The organism is Cupriavidus sp. WS (assembly GCF_000395345.1).
In the GTDB taxonomy this organism is placed as follows: domain Bacteria; phylum Pseudomonadota; class Gammaproteobacteria; order Burkholderiales; family Burkholderiaceae; genus Cupriavidus; species Cupriavidus basilensis_B.
In genome coordinates this window covers 25247-40468 of the sequence record NZ_AQPL01000065.1, presented here as the reverse complement: position 1 = coordinate 40468, position 15222 = coordinate 25247, and the positions used below count along the sequence as shown (strand labels likewise).

Sequence of the window (15222 nt, the reverse complement as noted above, 5' to 3'; positions counted from 1 at the left end):
CCGCGCCGGGTGGAGGCGGTGCGCGGCGCACCGCCGCGCCGTCATTCGGTGGGCGTTTCCTGCATGTGGCGCGACAGCCAGACGCTTTGCGCCAGGATGAACACCAGCATCAGCCCCATGCTGCCGAACAGCTTGAAATTGACCCAGGTGTCGGTGGAGAACTGGTAGGCGACGTAGAGGTTGACCACGCCCATCACGGCGAAGAACGCGGCCCAGGCGGCATTGAGCTTGCCCCAGGCGCCGTCCGGCATGCTCACCTGCTTGCCGAGCATGGCGCGGATCAGGTTCTTGCGCCAGAGCAGCGCGGACAGCGTCAGCGTGACGGCGAACAGCCAGTACAGCACGGTCGGCTTCCACTTGATGAAGGTCTCGTTGTGCAGCAGCAGCGTGGCGCCGCCGAACACCGAGATGATCGCCAGGCTGATCCACTGCATCGGATCGACCTTGCGGTGGCGCAGCCACACCCAGCCGATCTGCACCACGGTGGCGGCGATGGCCACCGCGGTGGCGGGAAAGATGCCCCACAGCTTGAAGGCGACGAAGAACAGGATGACCGGGAACAGGTCGAACAGGAATTTCATGCGGACAGGATAGATCGACGCGAAGGTCGGGGCTGGGTTGGCGACGGACCGCCGCGCGGGCGGTCCGGGCTTAGCGCGGCGTATCCGGCGATGTCGGCGATGTCGGCGCGGCATCACCCGCGTCGACATCGGCATCGGCGGGATCGCGCTGGTCGAATTTTAGCGCAGCCGAGTTGATGCAGTAGCGCAAACCGGTGGGCGCGGGGCCATCCTCGAACACATGGCCCAGATGGCTGCCGCATTCCTTGCAGCGGACTTCCACGCGCACCATGCCGTGCGAGCGGTCGGTGTGCTCGTCGATCACCTCGCCGTTGATCGGGCGGAAGTAGCTGGGCCAGCCGCAGCCGGCGTCGAACTTGGTGCTGGCTTCGAACAGCGGCGTGCCGCAGCCGACGCAGCGGTAGGTGCCGCGTTCCCAGTGGTCCCAGTAGCGGCCGGTGAAGGGGCGTTCGGTGGCCGCTTCGCGGGCGACGCGGTATTCGATGTCGGAGAGTTGCGCGCGCCACTCGGCGTCGGTTTTTTGCGTGGTCATGCTCGGCTTCCTCATTCTGGCGGGCCGGGCGGCGGGGCAGGCTGCCTTGCCTGCCTCGCGCCGCCCGATGCCCTTGGTCGTATCGTGGCTGTCGAACCTTACAGTACTTGCGTGGCGGGCGCCTTGGCACCGCCCCTGCGGTTTCCGCCGTCCTTGCTGGCCGGACGGCTCACGACGAACAGCTGACTTCGAGGCCCGCGGCCCAGTCCGGCGGCAGCGCGGCGTAGGCCTCGGCTTCGGGCTGCTCGTCGAAGGGACGCGACAGCACCGCCAGCAGACGCTCCACCTCGCCGAAATCCTTGTCGCGCGCGCGCCGGATGGCGGTTTCCGCCAGGTGGTTGCGCAGCACGTATTTCGGGTTCACCGCCAGCATGGCGGCCGCGCGCGCGGCATCGTCGGACTGCTCGGCGCGCAGCCGGGCGCGGTAGGTGCCGGCCCAGGCATCCCACGCCGCGCGGTCCAGGAACAGGTCGCGCACCGGCGCGTCGCGGCTGCCGTCTGCCGACGATATGCGGGCGAGGTTGCGCCAGAACAAGGTGTAGTCCACGCGTTGTTCGTGCAGCAGCTGGAACAGGCTGGTCAGCAGCGGCTCGTCGTCCTCGTCGCGCCCGGCCGGCGGGCGCAGGCCGAGCTTGTCGCGGTAGCGCCGGAAGAACGCGGCGGCGTAGCGCGCGCGGAACGGGTCGAGCGCGGCGCGCGCGGCTTCCACCGCGGCTTCCTTCCCCGCTTCCTTGCCCTCGTCGCCGTCGCCATCGCCTTCGCGCCACAGCGGCATCAGCGCCTGGGCCAGGCAGTGCAGGTTCCAGAACGCCACCTGCGGCTGCTGGCTGTAGGCGTAGCGGCCCTGCGAGTCGGTGTGGTTGCAGATGTGGTTGGCGTCGAACGCATCGAGAAAGCCGAACGGGCCGTAGTCGATGGTCAGGCCGAGGATCGACATGTTGTCGGTGTTCATCACGCCGTGGCAGAAGCCCACCGCCTGCCATTGCGCCATCAGGTCGGCGGTGCGCAGCGAGACCTCGCGCAGCAGCGCCTGGTAGGGCTGGGCGTCGTCGCGGCAGGCCGGCATGAAGCGGTCGATGACGAAGTCCGCCAGCTGCCGCAGCGCGCCGGTGTCCTCGCGCGCGGCGAAATGCTCGAAATGGCCGAAGCGGATGAAGGTCGGCGCCAGGCGCGCGACCACGGCGGCGGTCTCGACGGTCTCGCGCCGGATCGGGGCGTCCGAGCCGACGATGCTCATGGCGCGCGTGGTCGGGATGCCCAGCGCCGCCATCGCCTCGGAGCACAGGTATTCGCGGATGGACGAGCGCAGCACCGCGCGGCCGTCGGCCATGCGCGAATAGGGCGTCATGCCGGCGCCCTTGAGCTGGATCTCCAGCGGGCCGCCGGCGGTCTGCGCCTCGGCCAGGCGGATCGCGCGGCCGTCGCCGAGCTGGCCGGCCCAGACCCCGAACTGGTGGCCCGAGTAGACGCTGGCGAGCGGATCGGCCCACGCCGGCACCTGGTTGCCCGCGAAGGTCTCGATGAAGCTGCGCTGCGTTGCCGCCTGCGCGTCCCAGCCGAGCAGGGCGGCGGCGGACGCCGACACGCCGACCAGGTAGGGCGAAGGCAGCGGCGTGGGCGCCAGCCGCGTGAAGAAGCGCGGGTCCAGCGCGGCGAAGCCGGGCGCCGTGGCGAACGGCGCGGCTGCGGCGCCGCTCGCGGGTGGCGAGTCTGGCGGGGAGGGAACGGCGGTCGGCTCGGGAGAATTCACTGGGGGGCGTCGTTGTGAAGTGGCTGGGCGGCGCAGCGCCGGCTCGCCGGATTTCCCGCAAGTGCGCTTGCAGGCTAGGGAAAACGACATGTTGAGGTGCAACATGGCAGGCGTTATTGTACTTCCACGCCGCCATTTCCATCTGTGACCGCCGTGGCCGCCGCACGGTTTCCGCAAGTCCTTCTCCAGCCCCTGTAGCGCACGCACCAGCGCAGGGCGCGGACCGGGTTTTTCCCGTCCGTGGGGAGCGGGGCCGCGCGCGAGCCGAAACACCGGCCGATACGGCAGCGCACAACGGATTCCCATTGACGTTTCACCGAAGGATGGGAACAATCGGCCAAAAAATAGAACGGTTGTTCGCTTTTTTGGCGAATTCCTAAAACTACAGGAGACTATTTCATGGCATTGATGGGTCAAATGATGAGCGAACCCCTGCTCATTTCCTCCATCATCAAGCACGCCGCCCGTCACTACGGCAGCACGGAAATCGTCTCGCGACGGACCGAAGGCGACCTGCACCGCTACACCTACCGCGACTGCGAGCTGCGCGCCCGCAAGCTCGCCCAGGCCATCGCCGCGCTCGGCGTGCGCCGGGGCGAGCGGGTCGGCACGCTGGCCTGGAACGGCTATCGCCACCTGGAGATCTACTATGCCGTGTCCGGCTCGGGCGCGGTGTGCCACACCGTCAACCCGCGCCTGTTCCCGGAGCAGGTGGCCTACATCATCAACCACGCCGAGGACCAGTACGTGTTCTTCGACGCCACCTTCCTGCCGCTGGTGGAGGGCGTGGCGCCGCATTGCCCGGGCGTGAAGGGCTGGGTGATGATGAGCGACCGCGCGCACATGCCGGCCGACGCCAAGGTCGCGCTGCTGTGCTACGAGGACCTGGTCGACGCGCAGGACGGCGACTACGCCTGGCCGCAGTTCGACGAGAACACCGCGTCCAGCCTCTGCTATACCTCCGGCACCACCGGCAACCCGAAGGGCGCGCTGTACTCGCACCGCTCCACGGTGCTGCATTCGTATGCGTCGGCGCTGCCGGACGCGCTGGGCTGCTCCGCGCAGGACGTGATCCTGCCGGTGGTGCCGATGTTCCACGTCAACGCCTGGGGCCTGCCGTACTCGGTGCCGCTGGTCGGCGCCAAGCTGGTGTTCCCGGGCGCCAAGCTGGACGGCGCCTCGCTGTACGAGCTGTTCGAGCAGGAGAAAGTGACCTTCTCCGCCGGCGTGCCCACGGTCTGGCTGGGCCTGCTGCAGTACGTGCAGGGCAACCACCTCAAGTTCTCCACGTTCCGCCGCACCGTGATCGGCGGCTCGGCCGCGCCGCCGGCCATGATCCGCGCGCTCAAGGCGCTGGGCGTGGAGACCATCCACGCCTGGGGCATGACCGAGATGTCGCCGCTGGGCACCTCGTGCAAGCTGCTGGCGCGCCACAACGACCTGCCGGAAGAGGAACAGCAGAAGATCCAGGAAAAGCAGGGCCGCGTGATCTACGGCGTGGACATGAAGATCGTGGACGGCGACGGCAACGAGCTGCCGTGGGACGGCAAGGCCTTCGGCGACCTGCACGTGCGCGGGCCCTGGGTGATCGAGCACTACTACCGCAGCGAGAACTCGCCGCTGGTGGACGGCTGGTTCCCGACCGGCGACGTGGCCACCATCGACGCCGACGGCTACATGCAGATCACCGACCGCAGCAAGGACGTGATCAAGTCCGGCGGCGAATGGATTTCCTCCATCGACATCGAGAACGTGGCTTCCGCCCATCCGGCGGTCCACATGGCGGCCTGCATCTCCTGCTACCACCCCAAGTGGGACGAGCGCCCGCTGCTGGTGGTGGTCAGGCGCCCCGGCGCCGAGGTCTCGCGCGAGGACCTGCTGAAGTTCTTCGAAGGCAAGGTCGCCAAGTGGTGGATTCCCGACGACGTCGCCTTCGTCGCCGAGATCCCGCTCACCGCCACCGGCAAGATGCAGAAGCTCCGGCTGCGCGAGCAGTTCAAGGACTACCGGCTGCCGTCGTCTGCCTGACCCCGAGGCGGCCGCAGAGCCGCCATCCGCAGGACAGGCCCGAAACGCGCCGAGGTCAGGGGAGAGGGCGCCGCCGCGGGCCGGCATTAACCGAAGCCAACAAAAAACCGAAGGAGACAAGCATGATCAGATTGCGTCCGCTCGTGGCCGCCACGGCCGCCGTGGCGATGTTCGGGGCGATGGGTTCCGGGGTCGCGGCTGCCGAGACGGTGAAGATCGCCTTTATCGATCCGCTGTCCGGGCTGATGGCGCCGGTCGGCCAGAACCAGCTCAAGAGCTGGCAGTTCGTCGCCGACCTCGCCAACCAGAAGGACTGGGGCGGCGGCAACAAGTTCGAGGTGATCGGCTTCGACAACAAGCTCTCGCCGCAGGAAAGCCTGACCATCCTCAAGCAGGCGGTGGACCAGGGCATCCGCTACATCGTGCAGGGCAACGGCTCCTCGGTGGGCCTGGCGCTGGAGGATGCGGTGGCCAAGCACAACGAGCGCAATCCGGGCAAGGAAATCGTCTACCTGAACTACGCCGCGGTGGACCCGGACATGACCAACAGCAAGTGCAACTACTGGCATTTCCGGCTCGACGCCAACTCTGACATGAAGATGGAGGCGCTGACCACCTTCCTGGCCAAGGACCCCAACGTCAAGAAGGTCTACCTGATCAACCAGAACTACTCGTTCGGCCACCAGGTGGCGCGCGCCGCCAAGGACTACCTCAAGCGCAAGCGCCCGGACGTGCAGATCGTCGGCGACGACCTGCACCCGCTGGCCCAGGTCAAGGACTTCGCGCCCTACGCGGCCAAGATCAAGGCGTCCGGCGCCGACACCGTGATCACCGGCAACTGGGGCAGCGACCTGGCGCTGCTGATCAAGGCGGGCAAGGACGCCGGCCTGAACGCCAACTACTACACCTACTACGGCGCCACCACCGGCGTGCCCACGGCGATGGGCGCGTCCGGCGCCGAGCGCGTCAAGTACGTGGGCTACTACAACGCCAACAACAACGGCTTCAAGGGCTCGGAAGTCATCGAAGGCTTCAAGAAGAAGTACAACGACGACTTCTACGTGATGGCCGCGTACACCGGCATCGCCATGCTGGGCAAGGCGTTCAAGGAGACCAAGTCGACCGATCCGGTCAAGGTGGCCAAAGCGCTCGAAGGCATCAAGGTCGAGAGCATGAACGGCACGACGGAGATGCGCGGCTCGGACCACCAGGTCCAGCAGTCGCTGGTGGTGGCCACCTGGACCAAGGTCGACGGCAAGGAAGTGAAGTACGACCAGGAGAACACGGGCTATGGCTGGAAGACCAATGCGCTGCTCGACCAGTACGTGGCCGCGCAGCCCACTTCCTGCCAGATGAAGCGCCCGTAGGCCCGCGTCCGGCGGACGGTGCGGCGGGTGGCGCGGCGGATGCCGGCGCGCCTTCCGATCCTGCATACTTCGGCCGGTCCGGCGCGGCTCCCGCCGTGCCGGGCGGGCGGCGCCCACCCGGGCGCGGCCCGTTGTGCCTTGTCACGGCCGCCTGGCTGGCCGGCGTCAGAATGAAGGACATGTTGTGGAATTCTTCGTCATCTCCCTCCTGAACGGCATCAGCTACGGGCTGCTGCTCTTCATGCTCTCTTCCGGGCTTACGCTGATCTTCAGCATGATGGGCGTGCTGAACTTCGCGCACGCCAGTTTCTACATGCTCGGCGCGTACTTCGCCTATACCATCGCCAGCAAGATCGGCTTCTGGCCGGCGCTGATCTTCGCGCCGCTGCTGGTGGCCGGCGCCGGCGCGCTGGTCGAGCGCTTCGGGCTGCGCACCGTGCACAAGTACGGGCACGTGGCCGAGCTGCTGTTTACCTTCGGCCTGGCCTACCTGATCGAGGAAGCCGTCAAGCTGGTGTGGGGCCTGGCCGCCGTGCCGTACCGCATCCCGGCCGAGCTGGACGGGCCGCTGTTCACGGTGTTCACCTCGTCCTTCCCCAAGTACCGCGCGTTCATGATGCTGGTGTCGCTGGCCATGCTGGTGGCGATCTACCTGGTGCTCACGCGCACCCGCATCGGGCTGGTGATCCAGGCCGCGCTCACGCACCCCGAGATGGTCGAGGCGCTCGGCCACAACGTGCCGCGCGTGTTCATGATGGTGTTCGGCGGCGGCGCCGCGCTGGCCGGGCTGGCCGGCGTGATCGGCGGCAACGCCTTCGTCACCGAGCCGTCGATGGCCGCGGCGGTCGGGTCGATCGTGTTCGTGGTGGCGGTGGTGGGCGGCATGGGGTCGCTGGTGGGTGCGTTCATCGCCTCGCTGCTGATCGGCGTGCTGCAGACCTTCGCCGTCACGCTCGACGCGTCGCTGGCCGGGCTGCTCGGCATGGCCGGCATGCACGTCACCGACAGCACGCCGCTGTCGTCGCTGTGGAATCTCACGGTGGCCCAGGTCGCGCCTGTGCTGCCGTATCTGTTGCTGGTGGTGATGCTGATCTTCCGCCCGCGTGGTCTGATGGGTACCCGGGAGGGCTGACGGCATGGAGACGACAATGCAACAACGCCGCGAGCAGGCCGCGACCGGCCGCACCCTGCGCTACCGCCCGCTCAACCTCGCGCGCTGGCTGATCTGGGGCGGCACCGCGCTGCTGATGCTGGTGCTGCCGCTGGTGTTCTCGGGCGGCTTCGCCATCACGCTGATGTCGCAGATGGGCATCATGATCATTTTCGCGCTGTCCTACAACATGCTGCTCGGCCAGACCGGCATGCTGTCGTTCGGGCACGCGGTCTACGCGGGGCTGGGCGCCTTCATCGCCATCCACGTGCTCAACATGGCGGGCGCGGGCAAGGTGTGGCTGCCGGTGTCGCTGTTGCCCGTGGTGGGCGGGCTGGCCGGCGCCTTCTTCGGCGTGCTGTTCGGCTACGTCACTACCAAGAAGTCCGGCACCACCTTTGCCATGATCACGATGGGCATCGGCGAGATGGTGTTCGCCAGCTCGCTGATGTTCCCCGACTTCTTCGGCGGCGAGGGCGGCATCTCCACCAACCGCGTGGTGGGCGAGCCGGTGCTCGGCATCACCTTCGGCCCGGGCCGGCAGGTGTACTACCTGATCGCCGCCTGGTGCCTGCTGTCGATGGCGGCCATGTACGCGTGGACGCAGACGCCGCTGGGCCGCATCGCCAACGCCGTGCGCGACAACCCCGAGCGCGTGGAATTCATCGGCTACAACACCCAGCGCGTGCGCTACCTGGTGCTGATCCTGTCGGCGTTCTTCGCCGGCATCTCCGGCGCGCTGTCGGCCATCAACTTCGAGATCGTGTCGGCCGAGAACGTCAGCGCGGTGCGCTCCGGCGGCGTGCTGCTGGCGGCCTTCATCGGCGGCGCGGGCGTGTTCTTCGGGCCGGTGATCGGCGCCGTGGTGTTCATCCTGTTCGCGGTGGCGCTGTCGGACCTGACCAAGGCGTGGCTGCTCTACCTGGGCCTGTTCTTCGTGCTGATGGTCATGTTCGTGCCGGGCGGCATCGCCAGCCTGCTGATGATGCAGGTGCCGCTGCTCGCGCGCGGCAAGCTGCGCCGCATGCTGCCCGACTATGGCCGCGCCGCGGCCGCCGGGCTGGTGCTGCTGGCCGCGGTGATCCTCACCGTGGAGCTGGTCTACAAGGTGCAGGTCGACAGCGCCAACGGCACCGCCATGTCGCTGTTCGGCATCGGCTTCGACGCCGCCGCCGTGGCGCCGTGGCTGGTGGCCGCGGCATTGTGGGCGGGCGGGCTGCTGGCCTGCCGCGCCGCGCGTGCGCGCGTGCGCGCCACCTGGGACAAGATACAAGCCGAAATGGCCGGAGGTGCGGTATGAGCGCGGCACTGGAACTGAACGACGTGCGCAAGAAATTCGGCCAGACCGAGATCATCCGGGGCGTCAACCTGACCATCCCCAAGGGCGAGCGCCACGCGCTGATCGGTCCCAACGGCGCCGGCAAGTCGACCACCTTCAACCTGATCTCCGGCCGCTTCGCGCCCAGCTCGGGCACGGTCAGGCTCAACGGGCAGGACATCGGCGGGCTGCAGCCGTTCGTCATCAACCGCATGGGGCTGTCGCGCAGTTTCCAGATCACCAACATCTTCCACCGCCTGTCGGTGTTCGAGAACCTGCGCTGCGCCGTGCTCTGGTCGCTCGGCTACAAATACTCGTTCTGGCACCGCCTGTCCGAGCTGCGCGACGCGCGCGAGCGCGCCGAGGAAGTGCTGGAACTGATCGGCCTGCACCATCGCCGCAACAACCAGGCCAGCCTGCTCACCTACGCCGAGCAGCGCGCGCTGGAGATCGGCATCACCATCGCCGGCGGCGCCGAGGTCATCCTGCTCGACGAACCCACCGCTGGCATGAGCCGCTCCGAGTCCGACCACGCCGTCGAACTGATCCGCCGCGTCACCGTGGGCAAGACCCTGGTGATGGTCGAGCACGACATGAGCGTGGTGTTCGGCCTCGCCGACCGCATCTCCGTGCTGGTCTACGGCGAGGTGATCGCCACCGATACGCCCGAAGCCATCCGCGCCAACCGCAAGGTCAAGGAAGCCTACCTCGGCACCACCCTCGACGAACCTGCCACCGAAGGAGCGCACTGATGGGCAAGCGCATGCTGGACGTGCAGGGGCTGCACGCCTACTACGGCAAGAGCCACATCCTCCACGGCGTGGACGCCCACATCGACGAAGGCGAGATCGTCGCGCTGCTCGGCCGCAACGGCGTGGGGCGCTCCACGATGGCCAAGGCCATCCTCGGCATGGTCAGGGCCGAAGGCTCGGTGCGCTTTCGCGACGAGGAAATCCTCGGCCGCCGCACCTTCGAGATCGCCCACCTCGGCGTGGGCTACGTGCCCGAGAACCGCGACATCTTCCCCACGCTCACGGTGCGCCAGAACCTGCTGCTGGGCGAAAAGCGCAACCCGCGCCAGCCCAGGCCGCGCTGGACCGTGCAGGACATGTACGACATGTTCCCCCGCCTCAAGGAACGCGAGCACACCGCCGCCGGCGTGCTCTCCGGCGGCGAACAGCAGATGCTCACGCTGTGCCGCACGCTGATGGGCGACCCCGACCTCGTGCTGATCGACGAGCCCACCGAAGGGCTGGCGCCGATGATCGTCACGCTGGTCGGCGACTACCTGAAGCGGCTCAAGGAGCGCGGCGTGTCGGTGCTGCTGATCGAGCAAAAACTGGCCATCGCGCTGGACATCTCGCAGCGCGTCTACGTGATGGGGCACGGTCACATCGTGTTCGAAGGCACGCCGCAGGACCTGAAGGCGAATGCGACGGTGCGCAAGGAGTGGCTGGAGGTGTAGGGCGGTTGGGGCGTCTTGCTTGCGGCCTGTGTGCGCGGCGCGCATGTCATACCGGGATCCCCCCAGCTCGCTGGGGGGATTTGCTTCTTGGGGCGCTTGGGAGATGTCAGGGGCGAAATTGGCCCAGGTCAGCAGCGTCCGGCGGAATATCGTTCTGGAGCGGGAATGTGTTTCGCTTATCTGTGACGCGAAACCGGATAAATACTAATTCGAATATGAGTTTGGCGCGTGATCCAGGAATAATGAGCAGGTAATTGACGCGGGCGAATCAATAAAATAATGTCCGTCATTCCGGAAATAGAAAGGAGTGACGAATGTCCCGGCTATCCATGCCTCTCGTGCAGGACGCCCTCACGCAAATCGACTTCAACGAGAGCGGGGCGAGATACCGTGCCGGCCGCCCGTATTTCCGGGGGCTGCCGTCATGAGGGCGCGGCTTCGCATGCTGCTGCCGATGCTTGCGCTGCTGTCATCCGCATGCCCGGCAAAGGGCGAGCCGCCCGTCTCCCCGCAGGCAGCAACGCGCACGCATGCGCAAAACTACAAGGACATGGTTCTCGCGGCATGCGTGGCGCATGCCTACAAGGACGACAAGGGCGCGCCGGTCGATGCGGGAAGCAGCGCGAGCGCCTTGCGGGACTGGACTGTCTACGATATGGAGCAGAGTCCCGATGCGGTCCGGTCTCTGGTGGATGGCTACCTGTCGCGCGACTACACGAATCCGCTGGCCGAGGCGGAAATCAAGGGCATCCGGTTCGATTTCCTGAAATGCCTGGACATGTACCACGGCCCGGAACTGGATGCCCAGGCCAGGCGACTGGTGATCGATCCCGGGCGCGTCGACAGGCAGGGCAGCACTGCGCCGCCAAGACCGTGACCAGTTGACGATGAATCGGCAAAGACCCTCGGGCGCTTCTCTTCAACACAGAGAAGCGCCTCGTCATTTCCGGCAAGCCCGCCTTATTTCGCCTTCAGGAACTCGCTCACTTCCAGCAGCACCATTTCATTGTCGTCCGCCTTGTTGGGCTCGCGGCTGCTGGAGAAGGGCAGGTTGTTGTCGTTGCCGACCACGATGTGGGTGGGGTCCACCACGTCGACGTTCTCGATGGTGAAGAACGGGAACTTGAGCACGCCGTCGTTGAGCGGCTTGCGCGCGAGCTTGTCGGGGTCGGCGATGTTGAGCAGGTCGATGTAGCCGATCTTGCGCAGCGGGCCGCCGGCGTTGGCGTCGGTCAGCTCGACCTTGTAGATGCGCTTGAACCTGGCGATGTCGGAGAAGCAGTCGTCGCGCTTCTGGCCTTCGGGGCAGGCCTTGTCCGCGGTGCCTTCGCCGTTGTCGCGCTCGATGATGAGGCCGGTGGTGGCGTCGATCATGTTGAAGTCGCCGATGGCGTTGCCGTTGGCTTCGAGCGGGTATTTCCACGAGCGGCCGGTCCACTTGCCGGCTTGCGTGTCGAACTCGAGCACGCGCAGCGCTTCCTTGCCGTCGACGCGCTCGTAGTCCTTGGCCTGGGCGTTCCACACCGGGCCTTCGAGCAGGGCGTAGAGCTTGCTGCCGTCCGGCGACGAGGCCATGCCTTCGAAGCCCTTGGAGCGCTTGACCTGGAAGTCGACCGCGCCGCCCGGCACGCCGGGCGTGGTCACGGCGGGGTGGTCGGGCGAGCGCGCCGGCTTGCCGTCGACCAGGGTCTCGAACACGGCGAGCACCTTGCCTTGCAGGTCGGCCTTGATCAGGAAGGGACCGAATTCGTCGCCGATCCACAGCGCGCCGCCGGCGAACTGGAAGCTCTCGGTGTCGAAGTCGGAGCCGGTCAGGTAGCGCTGCTTCGTGCCTTCGTGGACGATGCGGAACGGCACTTTCTTGTCGGGGTCGTGCAGGAAGACGGTGCCCAGGCGCTGCAGCTTGCCGCCCTTGAAATCCACCTTGTAGTGGTTCAGGTAGAGCATGAAGTCGGGCGAGTTGGCCTTGCTGCCGGCGCCGTTGTCGGTCAACACCCAGAAGCTGCCGTCGGCCATGTGCTTGATGCCGGAGTGGCCTTGCAGCGGCTGGCCCCTGAACGGCACGGACACGCCGGTGGGGCGGCCGTTCGACTTGCCTTCCACGCTGCCGAGCTTTTCCACGCGCTCGCCGGTGGTGAACTTGCCGCTGGCCTGCAGGTCCTGCGGCGCGTCCTTGGGCGCGGCGATGTAGCTCTGCGCGGGCAGGATGGCGTGGCCGGCGAGCGTGGCCGGATAGGCGGGCGCCGCGCTGGTCTGCGCTGCCGCGGGCAGCGCCCAGGCGGCGGCAGTGATGGCGATGACTGCGGTGACGTTCGCGGACGGAAGCATGCGCATACGGGCGGCGTGATCTGGTCGAAAGACCGCTACGATGCATGGCTCGCGTGACGGGCGCATGACAGTCACAGTTCTGTCGCCTGGCGCGGCCTTGCGTCTCCTCGGGTCTCCTTGCACCGCCGGCGGTCTCTGCGCGCGGGTCTTGCCGGGGTGGCCGGACGGCATGTTCCCGCACCTGCTAAGGGTAAATCCGAGGGGAACGGGCAAACGCGCCCGCCGTGCCCGAAAGGCTTCGTCGGCGCCGCCGGAAAGTGCAGCGCGGAGCATGGCGCATGCCGCGCAACCCCGTCCGCGGGCGGCTTCGCGGGCAGGGCATGCATGGCGGTGAGACCCGTCATGAAGGCGGCGCATGGCGGCCCGGCGAGGCCGCCAAATTAAAATTGAACGACCGTGCTTTTCTGTGTATGCTTGACCCGCTTGTGCCGGCGGGGGGCGGTTTTCCCGGTAGCCGGGGCCGGCGCCGGGGCGGACAATGGGGCCGCCGCGCGGGTCCGGGCGGTGCGGGCGCGACGCAGAAAAACATAATTCGAGAATTCGAATCCCGAGACAACTTCCAGTACAAAGGAACCAGCATGACAGCGCAGTATCAGGTTCAGGACGGCGTCGCCGTCATCACGCTCGACAATCCCCCCGTGAATGGCCTGGGCTACAGCACCCGGCTCGGCATCGTCGAAGGCTTGACCCGTGCGCTGGACGATGCGGGCGTCAAGGCCGTCGTCATCACCGGCGCCGGCAAGGCTTTCTCGGGCGGCGCCGACATCCGTGAATTCAACACCCCCAAGGCTACCCAGGAACCCACGCTGCACTCGGTGATCCGCGCGATCGAGGCCTCGTCCAAGCCGGTCGTCGCCGCCATCCATTCGGTGGCGATGGGCGGCGGCCTGGAGCTGGCGCTGGGCTGCAACTACCGCGTGGCGGCGAAGGGCGCGCAGATCGCGCTGCCGGAAGTCAAGCTGGGCCTGCTGCCCGGCGCCGGCGGCACGCAGCGCCTGCCGCGCCTGATCGGCCTGGAGGCCGCGCTGAACATGATCGTGTCGGGCAACCCCGTCCCGAGCGAGAAGTTCGCCGGCACCAGGCTGTTCGACGAGATCGTCGACGGCGACGTGCTGCCCGCCGCCGTGGCCTTCGCCCGGAACGTGGCGGCCGCGCCCGGCCCGTACCCCAAGGTGCGCGACCTGAAGGTCAAGCACGAGAACGCCGAGGGCTTCCTCGCCGTCGCCCGCAACACGGTGGCCGCCGTGGCCAAGAACTTCCCGGCGCCGCTCAAGTGCGTGGACGCCGTGGCGGCATCGCTCAAGCCGTTCGAGGCCGGCCTGAAGGCCGAGCGCGAAGGCTTCATGGCACTGGTGACGACGCCGGAATCGCGCGCGCTGCGCCATGCCTTCTTCGGCGAGCGCGCCGCCAGCAAGATCCCCGACGTGCCCGGCGACACCCCGGTGCGCAAGATCGAGAAGGTCGCCGTGATCGGCGCCGGCACGATGGGCGGCGGCATCACCATGAACTTCCTCAACGCGGGCATTCCGGTCACGATGCTGGAGACCAAGCAGGAAGCGCTGGACCGCGGCGTGGCCACGATCCGCAAGAACTACGAGAACAGCGCCAAGAAGGGCAAGCTCACGCAGGAGAAGGTCGAGCAGCGCATGGGCCTGCTGGCCACCACGCTGTCCTATGACGACATCAAGGACGCGGACCTGGTGATCGAAGCCGTGTTCGAGGAGATGGGCGTCAAGGAAATCGTCTTCAAGAAGCTGGACGAAGTCGTCAGGCCGGGCGCGATCCTGGCGTCCAACACCTCCACGCTCGACGTCAACAAGATCGCCTCGTTCACCAAACGCCCGCAGGACGTGGTCGGCATGCACTTCTTCAGCCCGGCCAACGTGATGAAGCTGCTCGAAGTGGTGCGCGGCGAGAAGACCGGCAAGGACGTGCTGGCCACGGTGATGCAGGTCGCCAAGAAGATCAAGAAGACCGCGGTGGTGTCGGGCGTGTGCGATGGCTTCATCGGCAACCGCATGATCGAGCAGTACAGCCGCCAGGCCGGCTACCTGCTGGACGAAGGCGCGCTGCCCGAGCAGGTCGACAAGGCCATCGAGAAGTTCGGCTTCGCGATGGGCCCGTTCCGCATGGGCGACCTGGCCGGCAACGACATCGGCTGGGCCATCCGCAAGCGCCGCGCGGTGGACAAGCCGGACATCCAGTATTCCAAGACCGCCGACCTGCTGTGCGAGCTGGGCCGCTTCGGCCAGAAGACCGGCGCGGGCTGGTACGACTACAAGGCGGGCGACCGCAAGCCGTACCCGAACCAGCAGGTCAACGAGATGATCGTGCAGCATTCGAAGGACCTCGGCATCGCGCGCCGCAAGATCTCCGACGAGGAGATCGTCGAGCGCCTGGTGTTCGCGCTGGTCAACGAAGGCGCCAAGATCCTGGAAGAGGGCATCGCTTCGAAGGCCTCGGACATCGACATGGTCTACCTGACCGGCTACGGCTTCCCGCTGTTCCGCGGCGGCCCGATGTTGTACGCGGACCAGGTCGGCCTGTACAACGTGGCGCAGGCGATGAAGCGCTACGCCAAGGGCTACCACGGCGAAGCCTGGAAGGCCGCGCCGCTGCTGGAGAAGCTGGCGGCCGAAGGCAAGGGCTTCAACGACTGAGCCGGACGCGAGGGCAAGGGCAATGGCAAGGGCAACGCAGGGG

The 15222-nt window shown here is 67.2% G+C and carries 12 protein-coding genes; 8 read left to right on the top strand and 4 right to left on the bottom strand.

Annotated elements, in window-relative coordinates; all coding sequences use genetic code 11:
* Window positions 1-41: 41 nt before the first annotated feature.
* The 3 genes from K206_RS0106575 to K206_RS0106565 all read right to left on the bottom strand — a co-directional run bounded on the left by K206_RS0106575 (window position 42) and on the right by K206_RS0106565 (window position 2863).
* Window positions 42-581, bottom strand: a complete 540-nt coding sequence (locus tag K206_RS0106575; RefSeq protein WP_020201618.1) for a septation protein A — start codon at window positions 579-581, stop codon at window positions 42-44.
* 70 nt (window positions 582-651) lie between these two features.
* The gene (gene msrB, locus K206_RS0106570; RefSeq protein WP_020201617.1) at window positions 652-1113 is read right to left on the bottom strand and encodes a peptide-methionine (R)-S-oxide reductase MsrB; all 462 of its coding nucleotides are present in this window, start codon (window positions 1111-1113) and stop codon (window positions 652-654) included.
* Between the two features lie 169 nt (window positions 1114-1282).
* Window positions 1283-2863, bottom strand: a complete 1581-nt coding sequence (locus K206_RS0106565) for a YdiU family protein (RefSeq protein ID WP_020201616.1) — start codon at window positions 2861-2863, stop codon at window positions 1283-1285.
* A 399-nt stretch (window positions 2864-3262) separates the two neighbouring features.
* Here K206_RS0106565 and K206_RS0106560 point away from each other — a divergent pair, with 399 nt between their 5' ends.
* From K206_RS0106560 to K206_RS0106525, 7 genes are all read left to right on the top strand, one after another.
* Complete coding sequence (locus K206_RS0106560; RefSeq protein WP_029043304.1) at window positions 3263-4891, top strand: 3-(methylthio)propionyl-CoA ligase; 1629 nt, start codon at window positions 3263-3265, stop codon at window positions 4889-4891.
* 122 nt (window positions 4892-5013) lie between these two features.
* A complete protein-coding gene (locus tag K206_RS0106555) occupies window positions 5014-6258 on the top strand; it encodes a branched-chain amino acid ABC transporter substrate-binding protein (RefSeq protein WP_020201614.1) in 1245 nt (414 codons plus the stop codon).
* Window positions 6259-6442: 184 nt separating this feature from the next.
* Complete coding sequence (locus K206_RS0106550; RefSeq protein WP_020201613.1) at window positions 6443-7390, top strand: branched-chain amino acid ABC transporter permease; 948 nt, start codon at window positions 6443-6445, stop codon at window positions 7388-7390.
* A gap of 4 nt (window positions 7391-7394) precedes the next feature.
* Window positions 7395-8708, top strand: coding sequence for a branched-chain amino acid ABC transporter permease (locus tag K206_RS0106545; protein ID WP_029043303.1), 1314 nt, complete (start codon window positions 7395-7397; stop codon window positions 8706-8708).
* On the top strand, window positions 8705-9478 hold the full coding sequence (locus tag K206_RS0106540; RefSeq protein WP_020201611.1) for an ABC transporter ATP-binding protein: 774 nt from the start codon (window positions 8705-8707) through the stop codon (window positions 9476-9478). The genes K206_RS0106545 and K206_RS0106540 overlap by 4 nt, the downstream gene beginning before the upstream one ends.
* Window positions 9478-10191 (top strand): ABC transporter ATP-binding protein, encoded by a 714-nt coding sequence (locus K206_RS0106535; RefSeq protein WP_020201610.1) that lies wholly within the window; start codon window positions 9478-9480, stop codon window positions 10189-10191. The genes K206_RS0106540 and K206_RS0106535 overlap by 1 nt, the downstream gene beginning before the upstream one ends.
* A gap of 442 nt (window positions 10192-10633) precedes the next feature.
* A complete protein-coding gene (locus K206_RS0106525; protein WP_020201608.1) occupies window positions 10634-11068 on the top strand; it encodes a T6SS amidase immunity protein Tai4 family protein in 435 nt (144 codons plus the stop codon).
* An 83-nt stretch (window positions 11069-11151) separates the two neighbouring features.
* Here the strand turns inward: K206_RS0106525 and K206_RS0106520 are convergent, their stop codons facing one another.
* Window positions 11152-12525: an esterase-like activity of phytase family protein gene (locus tag K206_RS0106520; protein WP_020201607.1), complete on the bottom strand. Its 1374-nt coding sequence runs from the start codon at window positions 12523-12525 to the stop codon at window positions 11152-11154.
* A gap of 572 nt (window positions 12526-13097) precedes the next feature.
* Here K206_RS0106520 and K206_RS0106515 point away from each other — a divergent pair.
* On the top strand, window positions 13098-15179 hold the full coding sequence (locus K206_RS0106515; protein WP_020201606.1) for a 3-hydroxyacyl-CoA dehydrogenase NAD-binding domain-containing protein: 2082 nt from the start codon (window positions 13098-13100) through the stop codon (window positions 15177-15179).
* Window positions 15180-15222 lie beyond the last annotated feature (43 nt).

Bases quoted from the DNA above. Each gene is read 5' to 3' on its own strand.
- K206_RS0106575 (WP_020201618.1), bottom strand. From the start codon at position 581: ATGAAATTCCTGTTCGACCTGTTCCCGGTCATCCTGTTCTTCGTCGCC.
- msrB (WP_020201617.1), bottom strand. From the start codon at position 1,113: ATGACCACGCAAAAAACCGACGCCGAGTGGCGCGCGCAACTCTCCGAC.
- K206_RS0106560 (WP_029043304.1), top strand. From the start codon at position 3,263: ATGGCATTGATGGGTCAAATGATGAGCGAACCCCTGCTCATTTCCTCC.
- K206_RS0106555 (WP_020201614.1), top strand. From the start codon at position 5,014: ATGATCAGATTGCGTCCGCTCGTGGCCGCCACGGCCGCCGTGGCGATG.
- K206_RS0106545 (WP_029043303.1), top strand. From the start codon at position 7,395: ATGGAGACGACAATGCAACAACGCCGCGAGCAGGCCGCGACCGGCCGC.
- K206_RS0106540 (WP_020201611.1), top strand. From the start codon at position 8,705: ATGAGCGCGGCACTGGAACTGAACGACGTGCGCAAGAAATTCGGCCAG.
- K206_RS0106535 (WP_020201610.1), top strand. From the start codon at position 9,478: ATGGGCAAGCGCATGCTGGACGTGCAGGGGCTGCACGCCTACTACGGC.
- K206_RS0106525 (WP_020201608.1), top strand. From the start codon at position 10,634: ATGCTGCTGCCGATGCTTGCGCTGCTGTCATCCGCATGCCCGGCAAAG.
- K206_RS0106520 (WP_020201607.1), bottom strand. From the start codon at position 12,525: ATGCGCATGCTTCCGTCCGCGAACGTCACCGCAGTCATCGCCATCACT.
- K206_RS0106515 (WP_020201606.1), top strand. From the start codon at position 13,098: ATGACAGCGCAGTATCAGGTTCAGGACGGCGTCGCCGTCATCACGCTC.